Origin of the sequence: Tunturiibacter empetritectus, assembly GCF_013410875.1 — a bacterium.
Taxonomy (GTDB): Bacteria; Acidobacteriota; Terriglobia; order Terriglobales; family Acidobacteriaceae; genus Edaphobacter; species Edaphobacter empetritectus.
The window spans coordinates 2,405,170-2,427,048 of sequence record NZ_JACCCU010000001.1; the positions used below are offsets into that span (position 1 = coordinate 2,405,170).

Sequence of the window (21,879 nt, forward strand, 5' to 3'; positions counted from 1 at the left end):
AGACGGGCTGGATTTCGGCAGATTGGTGCTTTCATTTTGAGTATATGAACTGATTTTCTTCAGAATTATGAAAAGTAATGTTGACAAATGTTTCCATAGATTTCTATTCTCTAGCAACAATTTGATTCTTCCTGACCGCAATGAACGGATCTTCGGCCTCAGATAGCCGTTGTCCGCTGCGCGGATCCCTCCCATGTCCTACAGACACCCTGGAGTTGTTCAAAATGATGAAAGCAGCGCAAAAGATGAAATTTCTCAAATGTATCTCCGGGGCCGTGATCGTTATGGCCGCGCTGTTCTGTACGCAAAGCCTGCTAGCTCAGACCGTCACTGGGACGATCACTGGCGTGATAACGGACCCGAGCGGCGCCGTCATTGCCGGGGCGAGCATTGTGGCGCACAACACGGATACGGGTGTGGACTCGAGTGTGACAACAAATTCGGCTGGGCTGTATCGAGTTCAGTTTCTGCCGATCGGCCGCTATGAGGTATTGGTTGATGCGAAGGGCTTCAATAAAGAGACGATCCCGGCGTTTCAGCTCGAGGTCCTGCAGACGGTCACCTTCAACGTCAAGCTGTCGCTGGGAGCTTCTTCGGAGGTGGTGAATGTGTCTGAGGCGGCTCCGATTCTGAACACCAATGACGCTACGCTGAGCGGAACCTTCACCACGAATACGATTGAGAACTTTCCCCTGAACGGCCTCGACTTCTCCGCGCTGACGCTTTATGTGCCAGGTGCTGTGAGCAGCGTAGGAACCTCGGGCACGACCGGCATCGAGCGCAGCACCTTCTACACCGACTCGGTGAATCTCAACGGGAATCGCGCTCAGGCGAATAACTACACGCTCGACGGCATCGATCTCAACGAGAGCTTTAATAATCTGATCGCTTACAGTCCTGCGCCGGAGTCGCTGCAGGAGCTTAAGGTAATTACCGCAAACTCCCCTGCGGACTACGGCAACGTCAATGGAGCGGGCGTGATCAGCGTGCTGAAGAGCGGAACCAATCAGTTCCATGGCTCGGCTTATGGTTACGTTCAGGACTCCAAGACCAACGCGAACTCCTGGACGAACAATCACGCGACGCGGGATCAGATTATCCCGATCAATCCGTTCACCCAGTCTCAGTTTGGGGGCACCCTGGGTGGTCCCATCAAGCGCGATAAACTCTTCTTCTTCGTCGACTACCTTGGATCACGCCGGCATAGCGGAGGCCTCTCCCGAAATAGCGTCTTCACCCAGGCCATGCGGAACGGGGACTTCTCCGCGCTTCTGGCCAATGGCGGTACGCAGCTCTACGATCCGGAGAACAACTTCGCACCTTACGTCGGGAACCAAGGTATACCGATCGTGAATCCAGTTGCAAAGTATCTCTTCGCTCATCCGAATCTCTACCCGCTTCCCAATACGACTCCTTCGGACGGCATCATCAACAACGACCTTACGGGACCGTCAAGGACCTACCAGGCCAACAACCAGGGTGACATCAAGATCGAGTACGATCCGCGCTCTTCGGACAAGATTACGGGATTCTTTTCCATCTCCACGGCCTACGATGGTTCGACTTCGGTTCTGCCGATCTCCTTCCCCGGAACCAGCGTCTACCCCACTAAGGTGACGGGCGCGAACTGGGTCCACATCTTCTCGCCGGCGATCGTGAACTCGGCGCGTATCGGTTATACCCGCGTCAGCTGGAGTAAAGGCTTGCCGGTCGACACGACGGGTGTGTTCGGGACTAACGGCAATGCTGTTGTTGGCATTACGTTTCCCAATCAGGCTTACCAAGGGTTCACAGCCCAGGGTCTTTCAGGTAACAACGACGCGGGGTTCACTACTCTCGGAAACAATGCGAGCAACAATGGCAGTCTTGTCGACAACACCTACAGCTACATCGACAACCTTACCTGGCAGCGCGGAAGGCATACGCTCAGTCTTGGCGTTCAAGCCATCCGGTATCAGAATAACTATCCGACCAGCAACAACAATGGCTTTTTGGGTTCACTTGGCTACACCGGATCCTTCACCAGTAATCCCTCTTCAACAAACCCTGCCGGTCTCGGTGGCTACAGCGGTGCGGACTTTGTACTCGATCGTGTGAGTTCAGCGTCGGCCACCCTGGCCAGCGTGAATGTTGGACAGAGACAGTGGCGCGCTGCCGGGTATATCAACGACGACTTCAAGGCGCTGCCTAATCTCACACTAAATATCGGTCTGCGTTACGAGTACGACCAGCCGTGGGTGGAGTCCAATGACAAGACCGGCAATATCGATGTTGCAACGGGCCAGGTGATCTACGCCGGCCATATTCCGGCCGGTGCACCAGCTGGTTCAGGATTGTGCAGCAACCATGCCTGCTACGACGCCAACTACCGGCAACTGACTCCGCGACTCGGGTTCGCCTACCAGGCAAACGACCGCTTCGTCGTTCGCGGTGGATACGGCGCGACCAGCTTCTTTGAGGGCAACTCTTCCAACCAGCGTCTCACCTCCATCACTCCCTTTATCCAGGCCGTCAATGTCAACGTCGTCACGCCGACGCCCGGGAATCCAGGTAGCCCGCGTACCGCAGAGCAGGGTTTCGCCAGCGGCACGGTCGCCTTTGGCGGTACCTTCAACGTCTACCCGAAGGACATTCAGCCTGCCTATGTTCAGGAGTGGAACCTCACCCTTGAATACGCTGTGAGCCGTACTCTGTCGCTTCAGGTCGGATATCTTGGCGAACAGGGACAGCACATCGAAGACTACGGAAACCTCAATCAATACCTGGTCAATGGGGATCAGACCACTGCTCCCTACTACAACAATCCTTTCATCGGCATTAACGCCATCGACCCTTCGGTGAGCATCGGCTCCGGCTCGCTGCTTATCACCGAGTCTCGTGCAGCGTCGAACTACCAGGCGCTCCAGACGGTGCTTCGTCAGCGCACCAGCCACGGACTGGAGTTTACGCTGAACTATACCTACGCTAAGGCGCTGACCAATAGCGCGGGCAACTATCCTGTGAATAGCTCCGGGGCTTCCAACTTCGGACAGGGCGCGTTTCAAAATTACTACGACAGCGCTGCAGACTGGGGACCGGCAGCCTATGACGTAAAACATAATGTTAGCGGCACAGGAGTCTATGCGCTGCCGTTCGGGCGCGGAAAACAATACCTCTCCGGCATCAACCGCTGGGCCGACGAAGCGATCGGGGGATGGAAGCTCTCGGTAGCCGGCGTGGTGTATTCGGGCTTCCCTGGGACTACCAACGGTCCTGGCAACAACTCGAACAGCTACGGAAATTCGCGCCCGAATCAGTATCGGAAGTTGAAGATCGTTCATCGCAGCATCGACAACTGGTTCGGAACCGACCCCTCCGCGATACCTTGTACGACGCCCGGTGTCGACAACGGCGTGTGCGCCTTCGGAGTGCCTGCTCCCAACACCTTTGGCACCGCACGGAACGGCAATATCCGCAGTCCGGGGTATCTGAATGTGGACATGTCGGCCTTCAAGGACTTTCACACGTTTCGTGAACAGACTCTTGGCTTCCGGTTCGATGCGTTCAACGCGTTCAACATCGTCAGCTACGGCAATCCGGGTACGAATATCAACGATGCGGCCAACTTCGGCAATATCTCGAACCAGGGCACAGCCAATGGTATTCAACAATCCGTGCGATCTTCAGAAAGACATCTGCAGTTCTCAGCGAACTACCGGTTCTAACGCTACTTTTTATAGAAGCATCAGGCTGCAGTATGCGTCATGATGACAAGGGCGGGGCTTCGGCTCTGCCCTTGGCTGTTGAGGCACGGCTCTCCTGAGGTCGCCGCACACTTTATTGCGACACTGTCTCAGGTAGAAACAAATATGCTGTCTTCTGTTGTTACTATTTTTTGAAGTTAGAGAGAGACGAGGAAGACGCTTGGCGTTTTATCTGGCACTGGATCTGGGCGGCACGAAGACGGAGTATGTACTGGCAGATGAGACCCGCGAACTGGCGCGAGTGCGGGGCGGCACCATCAAACGTATGCGCACCGACGCGAATACTGCGACGCAGAATCTGGATAAGGCACTTGCGGAGTTGACCTCGATAACCGGCGTGTCGATGAGATCGGTCACACGCAGTTGTGTTGGTGCGGCCGGCATCACGGTGGCGCTGGTGACCGACTGGATACGGAAGGCCTTTGCGAAACGTGTGGGCGGCTCGCTGGTCCTGGTTGGAGATGTGGAGATCGCGCTCGATGCTGCGTTCTTTGGCGGACCGGGGGTGCTTGTAATGGCAGGCACGGGCTCAAACGTTGCGGGGCGTTTTCTATCGGGGAATCTGACGACTGCCGGAGGTTGGGGACCGGCGCTGGCCGATCAGGGCTCCGGTAACCGGATCGGGCACCAGGCGCTGCGCGATACCTTTTTTGCTATCGACGAAGGCCGTACGACCACCCTGCTGCCGACGATTCTTGAGCTGTGGCAGTTGCCTGATCTCGATTCGCTGATCGGATATGCTAACCAGATCCCTGCTCCGGACTTTACTCGCCTGGCTCCCCTGGTGGTGAGGTGCGCGGCGGAGGGAGACGCTGTGGCACAGAACGTTCTTCAGCGCGAAGCAGAGGAGCTGGCCCACCTTGCTCACCTGGTCATCGAGCGGCTGCAGCGTGACGCATCAGAAGGCCGTCCGGGATGGGTTCCCGACCTTGCGTTCACTGGAAGCATCCTTGAACATGTCGCGCCGATTCGCGATGGGATCGTTCAAGCCCTGCAACGCCGGTACCCTTCTTTGAAGGTTCTGCCCGGCACTGTTGATCCCATCCTGGGTGCGCTGTGGCGGGCTCGGATTGGAGAACTGCTGAAAGCTGGAGGGGCTTAGGAGATGCCTAACTGCGACTGGGGTCGAAGGTGACTTTGACCCTCTCGGTCTTTATTTCGCATAATTCTGATCGTTTGACGCTAAAATTTCCACTTTATGAATTTATCCTGTATATAAAGAAGGGCTACTCGGTAGAACGCCGTCGCAAGATGGCCGGGCTAGCCTCTGTATAAGGATCAGAAAGCTCCTGTGGTTCGTGTGAGTTGATGCGCAAGATTATCTTCGAACTTTGTGCTGAGAGTCTTCAGGCTTGTCTCGCCGCGCGCGAAGGCGGGGCTGATCGGATTGAACTATGCACTGCCCTCAGCGAAGGCGGGCTTACTCCGAGTCATGGTCTGACACGCGCAGCGGTCCTTCGCAGCGGACTTCCCGTGCATGTTCTCTTGCGGCCTCGAAGCGGCGACTTCAACTATACGGACGATGAGTTCGCGGTCATGCGGGAGGATCTGCTTCACGCGCGCAGCCTCGGAGCGAGTGGCTTTGTGCTTGGCATCCTTCGTATGGACGGCACGGTGGACTTGGAGCGGACGCGCGAACTAGTGGAGTTGGCTGCCCCGTTCGAGGTCACCTTTCATCGCGCCTTTGATTACACCAACTCGCTGGAGCAGGCCCTGGAAGACGTGATCGCAACCGGCTGCAGACGTGTTCTCACCTCTGGGGGCGAGCCTGATGTGCTGTCGGGAGCGGACAAGCTGGCGCGGCTGGTGAAAGTTGCTGACGGAAGAATTGATATCGCTGTGGGCGGCGGTCTGCGCGTTAAGGATGCAAAGACCCTGGCTCGAGCGACAGGCGCCAGCCACTTTCATGGTTCTCTGCGTCGCAGCGAAGCCGGCAGGATGCAACACGAGCGTCGCTGGGTGCTCGAGGATGCAGATTCGCTCGATGGCACCTCGCGCTTCGTGGTGGACTCGGCTGATGTGCTGGACATGATCGAGAACCTGCGAAGCGCCTGACTTTCGAAGCGCATTTGATAGTTTGTAATCCGCGAACGGCTTTAGTCCGGGATGCCCTTGGTTTTGCAGATGGGGCAGCTGCCCCTATGCTCGATGAGAATCTCCCTCGCCGCGGCCTGTTCGCGCTTTGCTGTCTGAAGCCTTGCGGTGCGCACGGCGGCCGGCGACGCGTTTGGAGAAGAGCTCTTTAAATCGTCTTCGGCGGCTAAACGAGTCTTTGTGGCTTCTTCATAATGCCGTTCTGTTCTGTAGCACTCGGGGTTTGACATGGCAAAAGAACTTTATCAGGCTTCTTTGCGCTTCGTCGTTAGTGGCACAAATTAGATCGCCCTGCTGCTCTCAATACTCAGAGGACTGCAACGTGTTCTTTTGGCTTTGGCGATAAATTTAGAAGATGGGCTGGTGGGCAGTGAGGGACTCGAACCCCCGACATCCTGCTTGTAAGGCAGGCGCTCTAACCAACTGAGCTAACCGCCCATTGAAGTTCTCTGGGACTTAAAACAGTGTATGGGAGCGGCGGGCTGGATGCAATGTGTGGCCGCCTGATATTCGTTTCACCTTCTACAGTAGCTATAATTTATGAATACCCCCAGGGGGTATTTGCATCTACTCTTGGAGAGGAGGGATTTCATGCGAGAAGCGCTTGCATTGTCTATTGAAGGGATGCACTGCGGAGCTTGTGTTCGCAGGGTGACAGATGCTCTCGGAAAGATCGACGGAGTTGAGGTGAGTTCAGTCGAGGTTGGATTGGCCATGGTGACATTCGATCCGGAGCGGGTTGCAGCGGAGAAGATCGCCGATGCGGTCCATCGGGTCGGATTTACGGTACGCAGCGAGAAGTAACAAGGGAGGAAGCGATGCCGGGTAGTCTGAATATCAAAGACGGAGCTGACGCCAACGTGACTGCCCCAGCCGAAATCACGGCTTTGGTAGAGCATGTCACTATTCCGGTCTTCGGGATGACCTGCGCGGCGTGTCAGTCCTTTCTTCAGCGGGAGCTTGCCGGCCAGGCTGGGGTGCGGGATGCGACGGTCAACCTGATGCTGCACAATGCGACGGTGACGTTCGATCCTGATGCGACTTCGACCTCTGCGCTGGTAGATGCGATTCGAAGCACAGGCTACGGCGCTGAGTTCCCTGCCGAACATCAGTCCGCCCTCGAAGAACAAGAGCAACACGACGAGGCGCAGCTGATGGAGTATCGGCAACTGCGACTAAAGGCTGTGACAAGCCTGATCGCCGGTGGAGTGGCTATGCTCCTGTCGATGCCGCTGATGACGCCACTGATGACGATTGGCGGCACGGGCGGGCTGGAGCGAATGAAAGATCCGCTGATGAGCTGGAGCACGCGGGTGATTGATCCATTGTTGCGCAGCGTGCTTCCCTGGATGTATCGGATGGATGCGGAAGTGATTCGCTGGTTTCTCTTTGCGCTTGCGACATTCATTCTGGGATGGGCGGGGCGACGTTTTTACATCAAGGCATGGTCTGCGCTTCTGCATAGGACGGCGGATATGAATACGCTAGTGGCGCTTGGCACCGGCGCTGCGTATCTCTACTCGGCTGCAAGTACGATCGCACCCGGATTTTTTGTGGCGCGCGGCATCGCCCCCGATGTTTATTTTGAAGCTGCCATTCTGATCATTGGATTGGTGCTGACTGGGAGTGCGCTGGAGAGCAGGGCGAAGGGACAGACGGCAAGCGCTCTGCGAAAGCTTGTGCAGCTTCAACCGAAGACTGCGACCGTTCTGCGAGATGGTATCGAGAGCAGCGTACCGTTGGAGTCGATCCAGAGTGGCGACATTGTGCTGGTGCGGCCTGGCGAGCGACTCCCTACGGATGGAGAGGTGATCTCGGGCAGGAGTAGCGTAGACGAGTCGATGCTTACAGGCGAGTCATTGCCGATTGAAAAGACGGCTCGAGACAGGGTGATGGGGGGAACGCTGAACCAGCGGGGATCGCTGCAGTACCGGGCGACTAGCCTGGGGGCGGCCAGCACGTTGGCACAGATCGTGCGCCTCCTGCGTGAGGCCCAGGGATCTCGTGCTCCGATTCAACGGATCGCGGATCGTATCAGCGCGATATTTGTTCCTACTGTGCTGGCGATTGCTATCGTTACCTTCGCGGCGTGGCAGTTGTTCGCGCCGCACTCGGGCGTGATGCAGGCGTTTGCGGCTGCTGTCACCGTGTTGGTGATTGCCTGCCCCTGCGCGATGGGTTTGGCTGTTCCGACGGCGGTGATGGTGGCGACGGGACGAGGAGCCAACTATGGGATTCTGATCAAAGGTGGTGAGGCTCTTCAGCGATTAGAGAAGATCGATACGATCGTGCTGGACAAGACGGGGACCGTTACGGCGGGGCGTCCCGAGGTTACTGATTTTTTTCTCGCTGCAAGTGGTAACGATGTGGCTGGAACACAGAGCGGGAGTACCGCCGAGGATCACGTCCTGCTCGCTACCGCAGCCTTGGAACGCGCCAGTGAACACCCACTTGCTGACGCCATCGTCCAATACGCCGCAGCGCGTGGTTTAAATCCACCTCATGCTGAGGAGTTTGAATCGCTTCCCGGACTTGGCGTGGTGGGAGTCGTCGATAGGGAAGCCGTATTGATCGGCAATACTGCATTGATGGAGAAGTACGGTGTCTTCGTTGAACCGATGGTTTCGACCTCCGAGCGAATGTCAGTGGAAGGAAAGACTCCGCTATGGATTGCGATCGAGGGCAGACTGGCCGCCGTTCTCGCGGTTGCAGATACGATCAAATCTAGCTCTTTCGACGCTGTTCGGAAGATGCACGACGAGGGGCTTCGCGTGGTGATGCTTACCGGCGATAACGAACGCACAGCTCTTGCCATTGCACAGAGGGTTGGCATCGATGAGGTGATTGCGGGCGTGCTCCCTGCGGGCAAGGTGGATGCCATCAAGGGTCTTCAAGCGGAACATCGCGTGGTCGCGATGGTGGGAGATGGGGTCAACGATGCTCCTGCGTTGGCACAGGCTGATGTGGGGCTTACGATGGCCAGTGGCGCGGACATCGCTATGGAAGCTGGCGATATAACGCTGATGCGGAGCGATCTCACCGGCGTGGCTGCAGCGATAATCCTCTCGCGGGCCACGATGCGCGTGATGCGGCAGAATTTGTTCTGGGCCTTCGTCTATAACGTGATCGGAATTCCAGTTGCGGCTGGTGCGCTCTATCCGGCGTTTGGTTTGCTGCTGAGCCCGGTGATAGCCAGCGCGGCGATGGCGCTCAGTTCTTTCAGTGTGGTGACCAACAGCCTCCGATTGCGACGGTTGCGGCTCGAATAGGGAAAACATGGCTACGAAAAAAACGGATCTTCAATCTGAAAGCGCGATGACAGGTTCCTGCGCCTGTGAGATAGGCGAATCGGAACGCAAGGCTACCGGAGTCGATCCTGAGATAAAGGCCTCCAACCTGCGCCGTCTGCGGCGACTCGAAGGACAGATCCGAGGCTTGCAGCGTATGGTCGAGGACGATCGCTACTGCGCCGACATTCTGACCCAAGTGTCGTCTGTGCAGGAGGCGCTTCGTTCGGTGGCTCGTGCGCTAATGCGGAATCACCTCTCTCACTGCGCGACTCAGGCAATTCGCAGCGGATCGTTGGAGCAGAGGCAGGCGATGTACGATGAGCTACTCGAACTCATCTATAAAAACGCGCGCTAACGACGAATCGGACCATTAAAATCTTCCTTGATCTGATAGACTTAGTGCTGTCGTCGGGTTGGGCGTACTGGCCTTCGGAAGAGACCGTAACCGAACTCAAAGACAACGAATCAGGATTGGCAATGATTTATTTATGCCGTTCGAGTAAGATATAATCGTTGTCGAAGGCGAAATTTGGGGACGTAGCTCAGTTGGTTAGAGCGCTGCCCTGTCACGGCAGAGGTCGCGGGTTCGAGCCCCGTCGTCCCCGCCATAAGCCAAAGAAATGAATGGTTTATGGCACAGTGACAATTCAAGTCTTACCGCGAGGGTGCTGAGAGTTTCCAGCACCTTTTTTGCTGGCTTTAAGTAAGCGAGGTTCTCGTTGCGAGGGTGCTGAAAGCTTGGTTTTTGCCGACTTCAATTACCATCTCCATGACTTTGTTGTTGCATCCCCGTTTCGTCTCGGAGGTCGCTCGCGTGTAGACGTCGAGCGTGATCCGGAAACCGCTCAGGTTAGTTGTCAGAGAGTACCGGAAGCTGTGCCGTCCGATGACTTTCTTCAGAACTATCTCGTACGCGAATATCAGTGTCAGTGATAGAGGCATTCCCTTCACTGTCCATCATTCGGCTGTCCGGATTCTCATAAACAGGAATTCCAATCGACTGACATCCGATGCGCTGGAGCGAAGAAGAATTGAAAACGACTTGAACTCGGCGTCGTCGGTGCATCTGCGCGTGGCTGCCACGACGCCGGTATCGCCATTTGCTCGATTCATTGGGTAGACGTAGTCTAGTCACAGCGATGCGTATTGTCCGACAATTCGGTGTGTTGGTCCTGCTACTGATGTCGTGCTTGGCGCCGGCGATGGCCTGCATGGTTTCCAGCACGGAAATGAACACCGAAGAACGTGCCTGCTGCCGCATGATGAAGAACCAGTGTGGGCTGACGGACAATATGTCTGCGTCGCATGGCTGCTGCCAGAAGACTCCCCCGAGTGTTCATGAGAACGCGTTGGACACGAAAGCAGTGACCTTCCATCCAGTTGTGGCAGATGTAATCTGGTTGGCTGCTTTTGAGATGTTGAATAGGCCCGTAACGATCATTGAATGGGTCGAACATCCCGACTACTCGCCTCCGAAGCCCCCGCCTTCGACCATTTCCATTCTACGAATCTAGTCAGCTCCCCTCTCGCACTCTACTTTTGCCGAGCACGCACACCTGTTTGCGTGTTTTGGCGAATGCCTTGAACTGCATTTGAGATTGGAGCTTCCGTATGAACGTGGTCTCTTTGACTGCCGCGCTCGTGCTGGCCACTGCATTTTCTGCCTCTGGGCAGACGCCGATGGCGAGTACACCCACATCCTTGTCCCAGCTTTTAGCTGAGGCCGGGGCAAACAACCCACAGATTTCCGCAGCCGATCACGGCGCACGAGCCGCGAGGCAAGTGGCGCCGCAGATGACTACGCTGCCTGATCCCAAATTGACCTACCAGCAGTTGAGTGTGGGTAGTCCGAAGCCGTTTGCCGGATACACCAACAGCGATTTTGCCTACATCGGCGTTGGCGCATCGCAGGAACTGCCCTATCCCGGGAAGTTGCAAGCGCGCGGGGCAGTAGCCGAACGTGATGCCGATACAAAGGTGGCCGAAGTTGAAGTCACGAAAACCAACATTGCCGATTCGGTGAAAGCCGACTATCTCCAACTGGCGTATCTGCAACAGACGCTCGGCATCCTGCGGCAAAACGAAGCCGTTCTCGACCAACTCATTCAGGATGCAACGGCCCACTATCAGGTTGGACAGGGGATGCAGCAGGATGTCCTGCAGGCGCAGATGAATCGAACAAAGATCGTGAAAGAGATAACGATGCACCATCAGCAAATGGGGCAGATACAGGCTCATCTCAAAGGACTGCTCAATCGAGATCAGGGATCGCCGGACATTGCTACGGAAGACTTGGTCGAGACTCCACTCAACCGCTCCTCCGACGAGCTGCTCGCGATGGTCAAGCAAAACAACCCTCAGATTCAGGTCGATGCGAGTTCCATTCGGAAGCAGGACGCGCAGTTGGCCTCCGCGAAGCGTGAAGGAAAGCCGGACTTTGAAGTTGGTTATATCTACCAAAACACCGACCGCAAGTATCGGGACTATTACATGTTCACCTTCGATGTGCGCTTCCCGCGCAAAACGCGGGTGAATGCGGAGATCGCAGAGGCCACGGAGAAGCGCTCAGAATCACAACAAACACTCAATGCACATCTGCAACAGCAACTCGCTGAAGTGAAGGGAGGGTATGTCAAAGCTACGAGCGATGCGGAGCTGCTAAAGGAATATCGGGAAGGTCTCATCCCACAATCAGATGCAGCGTACCGGGCCACACTAAACGCTTATGCGTTCAATCGTGAGCAATTCATTCACGTTCTCTCGTACTTCACCGACCTTCTGAGTCTGAGGCTCGAATACGCGCAGACCCTCGTGGATCACGAAGCTGCTTTGGCCCACCTCGAATCTCTAACAGGAGCGACACTGCGATGAACAAATATGTCTTGAGAACGTCACTCGTCTGGATCGCCGTCCTCGCAGTTGTCGCTGGAGTTTGGGCATACCGTTTCCATCAGGCGAACCAGCCAGCAGCAATGAAGACGTCGATGTCCGGCGATATGCAGCCAGTAGCCTCTGGTCCGCCTGCTAGTGTGGATGATCCAAAGCCATCCATGCCAGATATGAAGATGGATGCTCAGCTTGTTCCAGTCCAACTCACACCCGAGAGGATGCAGAGTATCGGCGTGCAGACTGGCACAGTCGAATACAAACAATTGAGCGACGATATACGCACGACCGGCACGGTAGACATCGATGAGCGTCTGATCTCCTGTGTGCAGGTGCGCTTTCCCGGCTACATCCGCAAGGTGTTTGCCAATGCCACGTATCAATATGTGAGAAAAGGTGAGCCGCTCTTCACTATCTACAGCCCTGACCTTGTGGCGACACAACAAGAGTATCTGCTGGCACGGCGGAACCAGAAGACCATGAGCGCAAGCACCATTGATGGTGTAGCTGATGGCGCGGCCACACTTTCGAGCGCGGCGGAGCAGCGGCTACAGCAGTGGGATATACCCGAAAGCGAGATCGCAAAGCTAAAAGAAACTGACAAACCGGTGACTGACCTCACCATCAACTCTCCGGTTGAGGGATACATCACCGAACGAAATGCCCTGCCCAATATGTACGCCGAGCCTTCGACCAAACTCTATACCGTTGCCGATCTATCTCGCGTGTGGGTGTATGCCCAGGTTTTCCAGGACGACATAGGCCGCATAAGACCCAACAATACTGCGCAGATTACCGTCGATTCGTATCCGGGCCGCACCTTCTCCGGTCAGATCGAAGCGATTCTGCCGCAAGTGGATATGGCAACACGCACCGTTCGTGTGCGGCTAGCGATGACAAATCCGGGACTCAAACTGAAACCGGGTATGTTCGTGAACGTCGATCTGAAAACAAACCTGGGACATCAACTAATTGTCCCTGCGTCGGCCGTCTTTCAATCCGGTACACGACAACTGATTTTCCTCAATCACGGCAACGGCAGTCTTGAGCCAAAAGAGATCACAATTGGTCCCCGCGTTGGCGATGACTTTGTAGTCCTCAAGGGCCTGAAGGCACACGAATCCATCGTCACATCTGCCAGCTTCCTCATCGACTCAGAAAGCCAGCTACAGGCTGCGGCAGGTTCTTTCGTGCCACCCGCGCCGGGAGCGGGGGGAAGTTCTTCGACAGCAAATGCACCCGCTGCAGCCATGGCAGATATCGACTTCACCACAGATCCCAACCCGCCGCAAAAGGGCAGCAACGTCTTTCGAGTAAAACTCACAGGCGCAGATGGAAAACCTGCCACCAGAGCTGACGTTACAGTCACGTTCTATATGTCTGGTATGCCGGCGATGGGAATGGCGGCCATGAACACAACCACCAAGCTCATCGAAAAAGGCAATGGCATGTATCAAGGAAGCGGTTCTCTCGATTCCGGGGGGACATGGCAGGCGACCATCTCCGCTAAGAAAAATGGTCAGACAATCGCAACCAAGCAACTGCGCGTAAACGCGACGGGAGGCATGTGATGCTTTCAAAAATCATTGATGCCTGTGCCCGCAATCGCTTTATTGTCTTCACGGTCGTGCTGCTGCTTACACTTGCTGGAATCTGGTCTTTCCAGCATGTCCCGCTGGACGCACTGCCGGACATCTCCGATGTGCAGGTGATCGTTCATACGGGTTGGGCAGGCGAGCCGCCCGATGTCATTGAAGATCAGGTAACCTATCCCATCGTTACAAGCCTCCTGGCGGCCCCGCATGTCAAAGCTGTTCGCGCCCAGACCATGCTTGGCGACTCCTACGTCTATGTCGTTTTTGAGGACGGCACGGACCTCTACTGGGCGCGCTCGCGTGTCATCGAATACCTGCAGCAGATCAGCGGGCGCTTGCCAGAGAACGTGCATCCTTCGATCGGCCCTGATGCGACGGGCGCAGGCTGGATCTATGAGTATGCCATCGTCGATAAGAGCGGCAAACACAGTCTGGCAGACCTGCGTAGTTTGCAGGACTGGCATCTGCGGTATGCGCTGGAGACTGTGCCCGGAGTTGCCGAGGTAGCCAGCATCGGTGGCTTCGTCAAGCAATATCAGGTACAGCTCGACCCGAACAAGCTACTTGCTTATGGCATTCCGCTTTCTACAGTCATCGACAAAGTAAAGATGAGCACGAATGAAGTCGGCGGTCGCGTTCTTAACTTGAGCGGTGCCGACTACATGATCCGTGGTCTCGGCTATCTGCGCTCACTGGACGATCTCGCCACGGTTGCCGTCGGCAGCAAAAATGGGACCCCTATCCTGATACGCGATCTGGGAACGGTAACTTTCGGCCCGGATATCCGCGAAGGGGTTGCGGAGTGGCATGGAGATGGAGAAACCGTCGGCGGGATCATCGTCATGCGCCAGGGCATGAACGCGCTCAACATCATCAACGGAGTGAAGCAGAAGCTGCGTGAGATAGCGCCCTCTCTGCCGCCCGGCGTCCAGATCATGACGGGATACGATCGTTCCGATTTGATCAATGCGTCGATTAAAACGTTGCAACGCGATCTGCTCGAAGAAGCAGCCATTGTTAGCCTGGTCATCATCATCTTCCTGTTTCATTTCCGTTCGGCGCTTATCGCCATCGTCGCCCTGCCTATCGCGGTGCTAATGTCTTTTATCCCGATGTATTGGCTGGGAGTGAGTTCAAACATCATGTCGCTGGGCGGCATCGCGTTGGCAGTTGGAGTGCTGGTCGATGCGTCCATTGTGATGGTCGAAAATGGCTATCGCCATCTGTCGGAACGGCAGAAAAACGATGCCAACCCGGTATCGGAGCCAGAGCGGCAGAGCATTCTTATCAATTCGGCCAAGCAGATTGGTCCGGCACTCTTCTTTTCACTGATTATCATCGTCGTTTCCTTCATGCCAGTCTTCCTGCTCGAAGCGCAAGAAGGACGCATGTTTCGTCCGCTGGCATGGACGAAGACTCTTGCAGTGGGTTCTTCCTCCATCCTTGCCATCACCCTTGTGCCGGTTCTGATGGTGATGCTGATTCGAGGGCGGCTCAAGCCGGAAAAGGCGAATCCGATCTCACGTGTTACGCAGGCGATCTACCTGCCTATCCTGAAATTCTGCCTGCGACACCGCTGGCTCACTATCGTGGTCAACCTCATCTTTCTGCTGATCACATTTCCACTCGCCTCACGTCTGGGCAGCCAGTTCATGCCAGCTCTCTTTGAAGGCTCCACTCTCTACATGCCGACTGCTCTTCCCGGCATCTCCATCGAACAAGCTAAGGTGCTCTTGCAGCAGCAGGACCGCATTCTTCGCAGTTTCCCGGAAGTAGCCAGCGTATTCGGCGCTGTCGGTCGTTCGGACAGTGCAACTGACAATGCGCCGCTCGATATGTATGACACCACGCTCATGTTCAAACCGCGAGAGCAATGGCCCGCTGGGATGACCTACGAAAAGCTCATTCAGCAGATGGATGAGAAGCTCCAGTTTCCTGGACTCTCAAACACCTGGACAAGTCCAGTCGAAAACCGCCTCGATATGGAATTGACCGGCATCAAGACGCCACTCGGCATGAAGGTGCAGGGGCCGAATGTAGATGGCATTCAGCAACTTGCCTCGCAACTTCAGACTGTTATCTCTGGGCTTCCGCAGGTTCGATCTGTCTTTGCTGAGAAGGTCGCGCAGGGTTTCTACGTCAATGTCGAAATCAAACGAGAAGAGGCAGCTCGTTACGGTCTGACGATCGCGGATGTGCAGACTGCTGTTTCATCTGGTATTGGAGGCCAGAATATCGCAGAGAACATTGAGGGTCGAGAACGCTATCCCATCAACGTCCGCTATCAGCGCGACTTCCGCGACAATGTCGACAAGATGCGTGGCGTGCTAATCGGTACGCCATCCGGTGCGCAGATTCCGCTCGGCCAGGTAGCGAAGATTTCGTTCACGCGTGGCCCTGTCATGATTCGGGACGAAGACGGTGCGTTGACGGGATACATCTATATCGACCTCAAAAACTCCGACTATGGCGGCTTCGTCGCAGAGGCAAACAAACTCATTCACAGCAAACTCGCTTTGCCTGCAAACTACACCTTTCAGTGGTCGGGGGAGTATGAACTCGAACTACGTGCGAAGCAGCGATTGCAACTGATCCTTCCGATCGTCTTCTTCGTGATCTTCCTATTGTTGTACCTGGTCTTTCACTCGGTTGCCGAAGCGCTTGTTCTCATCTTCCCGACCATCTATGCGATGAGTGGAGGCTTGCTCCTGCAATGGCTTCTTCACTACAACTTTAGCGTCGCCGTGGCGGTCGGTTATATCGCGCTCTTTGGGATTGCGGTGGAAACCGGCGTAGTCATGGTGGTTTATCTCCATGAGGCACTCGAAAATAAGCTGCAATCTGGCAAGGCGTTGACGAATGCTGACATTGAAAACGCAGCGATTGAAGGTGCCGTCCATCGTCTGAGGCCAAAGCTCATGACAGTCTGCGCTGTACTCGCCAGCCTGGTTCCGATCCTTTGGGAATCTGGTATCGGCTCCGATGTGATGAAGCCGATTGCCGCGCCCATTGTGGGTGGCATGATCACTTCCACCATCCACGTCCTGATTCTGGTCCCTGTCTTCTTCGTCATGATGAAGGAACGCGCATTGCGAAAGGGACATCTGCAGCTACGGACTTCAGGGAGCAGCTAGAAGGGCGAGAAGATTCCCCTTTTATATGCGTCTAGCCGAAGACACTAAATTGTATCAGCATCCGTCCGAATTTTCTTTGGGCCACTGCCTCTGCTAAGAGTGCGTGATCTTTATTGCCTGACTTCCATACCTCTCGGCCCAGTCAGCGTCTAGAATGCTGCTACAGCGTCCTTTATGCCATTGATCCGGGTATCCCGTTCGTCGACTTCATGCACGGAGAAAACTAGTAAGTGAGCTTGCGTCCCCTCAGTCGGATCTATCGGATCTTGGCCGTGACGTTATTTATTCTCGTTTTCGCCTTACAACTTGTTCATGTTGCAAAGATGTCCTCCGCTAACTGGGACGAGGCGCATCACTTGTACGACGGCTATAACGTCTGGACAAAGCACGACTACAGATTGAACGCCGAAGTCCCGCCACTTGTGAAGCTCACCGCCGCGCTCCCCCTACTCCGAATGCATCTGTACACACCGGCCAATCAAGGGAAGTCTCAGAGTTTGGAAGCCTTCTTGGATGGGAGGTTGTTTGTCTTCCGCAACGGAGGCGACCGTGTCCTGTTCCCGGCGCGCATGTTCTGCATGATCTTTACGTTTTTGCTGGCAGCATTGCTCTACATCGCTACACGGGAGATGTTCGGTGACACTGCCGCACTGGCCGCGTTGGCGCTGTTTGTCTTCGACCCCAACGTTCTGGCGCATGGCACCCTGATCTCAACTGATATTGGCAGCGCCTGCTTCATCTTTGGAACGATTTACGCATTCTACCTCTATACAAAAGCGCCGAGTCCCGCACGGTTGGCAATCGTCGGTCTGGCGGCTGGGTTGGCCATGTGCGCCAAGTTTACAGGCATCTTCGTGCTGCCCATGCTGGTATTACTCGCGGGAGCCGAAGCGCTGCACGCTCGTAACTCCGTCATACTCTGGCGACGACTGGTGGCGTGTGCGGTCGTCCTCGTGTGCACCTGGGCTGTAATCTGGGCGTTCTACGGTTTCCGCTACGCTCCAGCGCCGAATGGACTCGAGCTTTCGCCGACGCTGACGCCGTACGTTGCTTCGATGCCTAACAAGGCTAACGCTGAAGAACTTTCCCTCGTCGCAAAGTTTCACCTGCTACCTGAGTCCTATATTTGGGGCCTTGCCAACACGAAGAAGACCGAGTGGGAGTACACAAGCTACTTCTTCGGCAAGATGTACCGCCATGGGCCATGGCCCTACTTTCCGGCTGCCTTTCTGATCAAGTCCACGCTCCCCCTGCTGATTCTACTGACTCTGCTTCCCTTTCTCTGGTTCCGGCGAGGGGATAGACACACACGAGAGCTGTATTTCATGCTTGTCCCGGTGGTCTTTTATTTCACTCTAGTCACAACGTCACATATGGACATCGGCGCAAGGCACCTCATGCCGATCTACCCTTTTCTTTATTCTCTTGCGGGGGTGTCGATCGCCCATGCGCTTCTTCGTAGTCGTATTTGGGTTGTTGCCGCGGTGATGCTGCTGTTGTGGCAGGTGGTCACATCGGTGCGAGTTGCTCCGGCGTACATGGCCTACGGAAATGAGGCTTGGGGCGGTCCTTCCAATGTGCATCGATACCTGAGCGACGCGAACGTCGACTGGGGGCAGCAACTAAAGTCGGTCAAGCAGTATCTAGACCAAAATCACGTCACCGACTGCTGGTTCGCTTACTTTCCGGATGGTGCAGTCGAGCCTTCCGACTATGACATATCGTGCAAGCGATTGCCGACAGGAAGTTCGCTTTGGTGGTTCAAACTGCCGATGGATGTGCCAGCTGTAATTGACGGAACGATTCTTATCAGCGACAGCGATTTAGAGGGAATTGAGTCGGGGGATGGCCCGCTGAACTGGTTCGAGCCGTTTCGTGAAGCGAAGCCCGTTGCAACGATTCAGCAAGGCGTGTACGTGTACCGCGGCCGATTTGACGTACCACTAATGGCGGCTCTGGTGGACGTGCGGAAGACAGGGGACCTTGCGAAGACAGGTCAGATAGATGAGGCACTAAACATGGCGCAGGAAGCAGTTGCCCTTGCGCCAAACTCGGCGATCACGCAACTCAATCTGGCGGGCACACTGGCGCTGAAGCAGAGATGGAGCGAGGCATTGGATCACTATCAGCGGGCAAATGAGTTGGCGAGAACCATTCGGCCGGAGCTTGAGGATGAAGACCTAATTCCAAGGAGTACAGCGGGAATAGAAGCAGCCCGAAGCCATCTCCACGAGCCGTAGTAAGGTCCTCGCAGATCTAGGACTGATCACATTCCGCAAGGATGGTCTGAATGTCTATTACCGGGTAGTTCCAGAGAGATTCGCCGCCTACCTGAAGTTCCTAGCTGGAATTAACTCAAAGAGGTCCAGTGCCAGCCCTCACAAACCTCATAGGAATTAAAGATTTTGAGTGATTCTCTTGAGAAAAAGCTATAACCTGTACCCCGGAGACAATCTCGGCATACAGCCAGGTTAAAGGTTGAGTAATTAAAAAATTACTTTGGTAAGTTACTGAGGCTGTACTGACATTTTTTATTGTGCGGACGCGAATTTAGAAGATAGACTTTGTGTGAATTCTGGCCTGGGAGTACCTGAGAGCTATGTCAACTCAAACCATCTCGAACGACCTTCTTGAAGAGTGCTGGATTACAACCGACGCGGCTCAACTGAGCGGAGGATTTGATCGTGAACACTTCGAGATCATCCATTCGCTTACGGAACATCCGTTATTGCAGATTCCCGAACTTATGGAGTTGGCGGATCGCACGAAAAGGGACAGACCAGCAGGCATCTACTATGATGCGGGCACCGATATCCGGGTCGACCAAAGATGGGATCAGATGCCTGCAAAGCAGTTCTCAGTCATCGAAACGATGCAACGTATCGAGACCTGTGGGGCTTGGCTCTTATTCAAGGACGTTCAGAAAGACCCGAAATACAAGATCTTCTTGGGCAGCGGATGGGAAAAAATTAAATCGAAGATTGATCGGGACTTGAAGTCTCGAGTTCTGCGCGAAGATGCTCTCATCTTTGTCACTTCCCCTAAGCGCGTCGCAACGTACCACATCGATCGAGAGTGCAGCTTCCTGCTCCAGATCAAAGGAACGAAGACAATTCATGTCTTCGATCGCGCGGATCGAGAGGTTCTTCCTGAAGAGGAGATTGAGCGGTTCTGGACGGTGGATAACAATGCGCCTGTCTACAAACCACAATTTCAGGCCCGTGCTACTTCGTATAAATTGCGCCCTGGAAACGGTGTGCATATTCCTGTGAATTGTCCACACTGGGTCGAAAACGACGACAACGTCTCCGTTTCGCTCAATGTCAACGTTCAGTTTAAGGATACTCTTCGAGCAAATACGTACCGCGCAAACCACGCTCTTCGAACGCTTGGACTGACTCCGCGTCCTCCTGGCCAATCTCCTGCGATTGACTACCTCAAATCTCACTCCGTGGCCGCCGCAGCTGCAGCGAAGGGCGCCTTGCATAAGCTGTCTTCCTTGAAAAAACCCTCTTAGTTGCAGCCGAGCAGCATTGTTTTCATTTGCAGGACATCTCTACAAACGTGCTTTGGGCCGGATAGATTCAAGAGCTATCCGAGCTGCTTCATCGTGTAGACGATGAGTTTCTCAACAGGTTATGCGACTATTTGAAGTCATTTTAATTGTCACCTTGATTGCTGCCGCGGCGGCGCAGATGGCAAAATCCGGCGCAAACTGGTCGAGAGTCTTTACGGTGCTCGGAGTACTCGTCGCAATCTGGCATGTCCTCCATGAAGGAACACACTGGCAGATGTTCCCCGTCCTGGCAGGCCTTGTCCTGCTGGTAGCCTGGCAACTGCTACCTGCAACTCGTCGAGCTGTACGTTATCCAGCAATGAAAAACCTGGTGGCCATTGCTTGTGCGCTGCTCTCCGTCACCACGTTTGGACTGCTCCTGATCGTGCCTATGTTTACGCTCCCGAAGCCAACGGGGCCCTATCCAGTAGGAACACGGATCCTCTATCTAAAAGATTCGAGCCGCACAGAAGATAAAGCAGAGAAACCCGGAACCGCCAGAGAACTAGTGGTGCAGCTGTGGTACCCAGCCGATCCGTCGAACAACCATCTGGCTGCCTACGAGAGAAGGTCTGAGACAATTCCACTCACCTCTTATCGAAGCGTCCTTTGGACTAACTCCAGGGAAGATGCCCCCGTGGCAACTCAAGGTGGTCCGTTTCACGTGTTGCTGTTCAATCATGGCTGGGCTGGAAGACGTACTCTGAATACGTTTCTGACCGAAGACCTTGCCAGCCATGGCTATGTAGTCGCTTCGATTGACCACACCTACAACGCCAGCCGGGTTGAGTTGCCCGGAGATCGCATCGTCGATGATACCGATGGAAGCAGCCTACTTGATACCAATCTTCATTCCGTTAGTGAAATTACTGAGACGTGGAATAAAGAGCTCAGCAAATGGGTGGCCGACGAGGTTTTTGTTCTCAACACGCTGCAGAGCGACAATCTGGATCAAGCGAGCCCTTGGTATGGTCGACTTGATACTCATCGAGCTGGTGCATTAGGCCATTCCTTCGGCGGTGCGGCAGCCGTGCAGATGTGTTCCGTAGACGCACGAATCCAATCCGCAATCAATATGGACGGCTGGACATTCGGAGATCTTCGACAGCGTGCGGCTAACCAGCCAACGATGTTCCTATACGGAATAGCAGGAAACTCGCCCTCGCCCCCACCAAATTCAGCAACGATGGGGCGTGCAGAACGCGCCGAAGCAGAACTAGACGCAACCGATCGCAATGAGGTCGATACAAGCCTCAGGCAATTTGGCGGGTACAAGGTGTCCATCAACAACACCGCACATATGGACTTTACAGATCATCCTCTCGTCAGTCCGTGGCGCAGATGGACACAACCCGATCATATTTCGCCGTCGCGTATAGAAACTATCGTTCGCGCCTACGTACTGGCTTTCTTCGATCAGACCATTCGAGAGACAAAGCCGGCTTTGCTCGAATCAGGGACGTCGAGTCCGTTTCGTGGAGTCAAGATAGAGCACTGGAGTTCAGAGTCTAAAGCGGCATCAGTCGAGACAGCTCTAAAGCCGCCCCTGCCTAAATAGCAACATTCTCCAGACGACCACTA

General features: G+C 54.9%; 12 protein-coding genes and 2 tRNA genes. 13 read left to right on the plus strand and 1 reads right to left on the minus strand.

What is annotated here, in order from left to right:
• Positions 1 to 245: 245 nt before the first annotated feature.
• The 3 genes from HDF08_RS10220 (at position 246) to HDF08_RS10230 (ending at position 5,798) form a co-directional block, all read left to right on the plus strand.
• Positions 246 to 3,704, plus strand: coding sequence for a TonB-dependent receptor (locus HDF08_RS10220; protein ID WP_257030951.1), 3,459 nt, complete (start codon positions 246 to 248; stop codon positions 3,702 to 3,704).
• Positions 3,705 to 3,903: 199 nt separating this feature from the next.
• Positions 3,904 to 4,845 carry an N-acetylglucosamine kinase gene (locus HDF08_RS10225; protein WP_179638338.1) on the plus strand — a complete coding sequence of 314 codons (942 nt, stop codon included), beginning with the start codon at positions 3,904 to 3,906 and terminating at the stop codon, positions 4,843 to 4,845.
• Between the two features lie 206 nt (positions 4,846 to 5,051).
• Positions 5,052 to 5,798, plus strand: coding sequence for a copper homeostasis protein CutC (locus HDF08_RS10230; RefSeq protein WP_179638339.1), 747 nt, complete (start codon positions 5,052 to 5,054; stop codon positions 5,796 to 5,798).
• Between the two features lie 400 nt (positions 5,799 to 6,198).
• On the opposite strand, the gene HDF08_RS10235 is transcribed toward HDF08_RS10230, so the two are convergent.
• Positions 6,199 to 6,275 (minus strand) — tRNA-Val (locus HDF08_RS10235).
• 153 nt (positions 6,276 to 6,428) lie between these two features.
• On the opposite strand from HDF08_RS10235, the gene HDF08_RS10240 reads away from it, so the two are divergent.
• The 10 genes from HDF08_RS10240 (at position 6,429) to HDF08_RS10285 (ending at position 21,856) form a co-directional block, all read left to right on the plus strand.
• The gene (locus HDF08_RS10240; protein WP_179638340.1) at positions 6,429 to 6,641 is read left to right on the plus strand and encodes a heavy-metal-associated domain-containing protein; all 213 of its coding nucleotides are present in this window, start codon (positions 6,429 to 6,431) and stop codon (positions 6,639 to 6,641) included.
• Positions 6,642 to 6,655: 14 nt separating this feature from the next.
• Entirely contained in the window at positions 6,656 to 9,106 is a 2,451-nt protein-coding gene (locus tag HDF08_RS10245; protein WP_179638341.1) for a heavy metal translocating P-type ATPase, read from the plus strand.
• 7 nt (positions 9,107 to 9,113) lie between these two features.
• Positions 9,114 to 9,482 (plus strand): metal-sensitive transcriptional regulator, encoded by a 369-nt coding sequence (locus HDF08_RS10250; RefSeq protein ID WP_179638342.1) that lies wholly within the window; start codon positions 9,114 to 9,116, stop codon positions 9,480 to 9,482.
• A gap of 176 nt (positions 9,483 to 9,658) precedes the next feature.
• Positions 9,659 to 9,735: transfer RNA gene (locus HDF08_RS10255), tRNA-Asp, on the plus strand.
• A gap of 1,003 nt (positions 9,736 to 10,738) precedes the next feature.
• A complete protein-coding gene (locus HDF08_RS10260) occupies positions 10,739 to 11,998 on the plus strand; it encodes a TolC family protein (RefSeq protein ID WP_179638343.1) in 1,260 nt (419 codons plus the stop codon).
• Positions 11,995 to 13,584: an efflux RND transporter periplasmic adaptor subunit gene (locus tag HDF08_RS10265; protein WP_179638344.1), complete on the plus strand. Its 1,590-nt coding sequence runs from the start codon at positions 11,995 to 11,997 to the stop codon at positions 13,582 to 13,584. The genes HDF08_RS10260 and HDF08_RS10265 overlap by 4 nt, the downstream gene beginning before the upstream one ends.
• Positions 13,584 to 16,742 (plus strand): efflux RND transporter permease subunit, encoded by a 3,159-nt coding sequence (locus HDF08_RS10270; RefSeq protein ID WP_179638345.1) that lies wholly within the window; start codon positions 13,584 to 13,586, stop codon positions 16,740 to 16,742. The genes HDF08_RS10265 and HDF08_RS10270 overlap by 1 nt, the downstream gene beginning before the upstream one ends.
• Before the next feature lie 323 nt (positions 16,743 to 17,065).
• Positions 17,066 to 18,982 carry an ArnT family glycosyltransferase gene (locus HDF08_RS10275; RefSeq protein WP_179638346.1) on the plus strand — a complete coding sequence of 639 codons (1,917 nt, stop codon included), beginning with the start codon at positions 17,066 to 17,068 and terminating at the stop codon, positions 18,980 to 18,982.
• Positions 18,983 to 19,341: 359 nt separating this feature from the next.
• Positions 19,342 to 20,259 carry a transcriptional regulator gene (locus HDF08_RS10280; RefSeq protein ID WP_179638347.1) on the plus strand — a complete coding sequence of 306 codons (918 nt, stop codon included), beginning with the start codon at positions 19,342 to 19,344 and terminating at the stop codon, positions 20,257 to 20,259.
• A 121-nt stretch (positions 20,260 to 20,380) separates the two neighbouring features.
• Entirely contained in the window at positions 20,381 to 21,856 is a 1,476-nt protein-coding gene (locus HDF08_RS10285; RefSeq protein WP_179638348.1) for an alpha/beta hydrolase family protein, read from the plus strand.
• Positions 21,857 to 21,879: the final 23 nt, after the last annotated feature.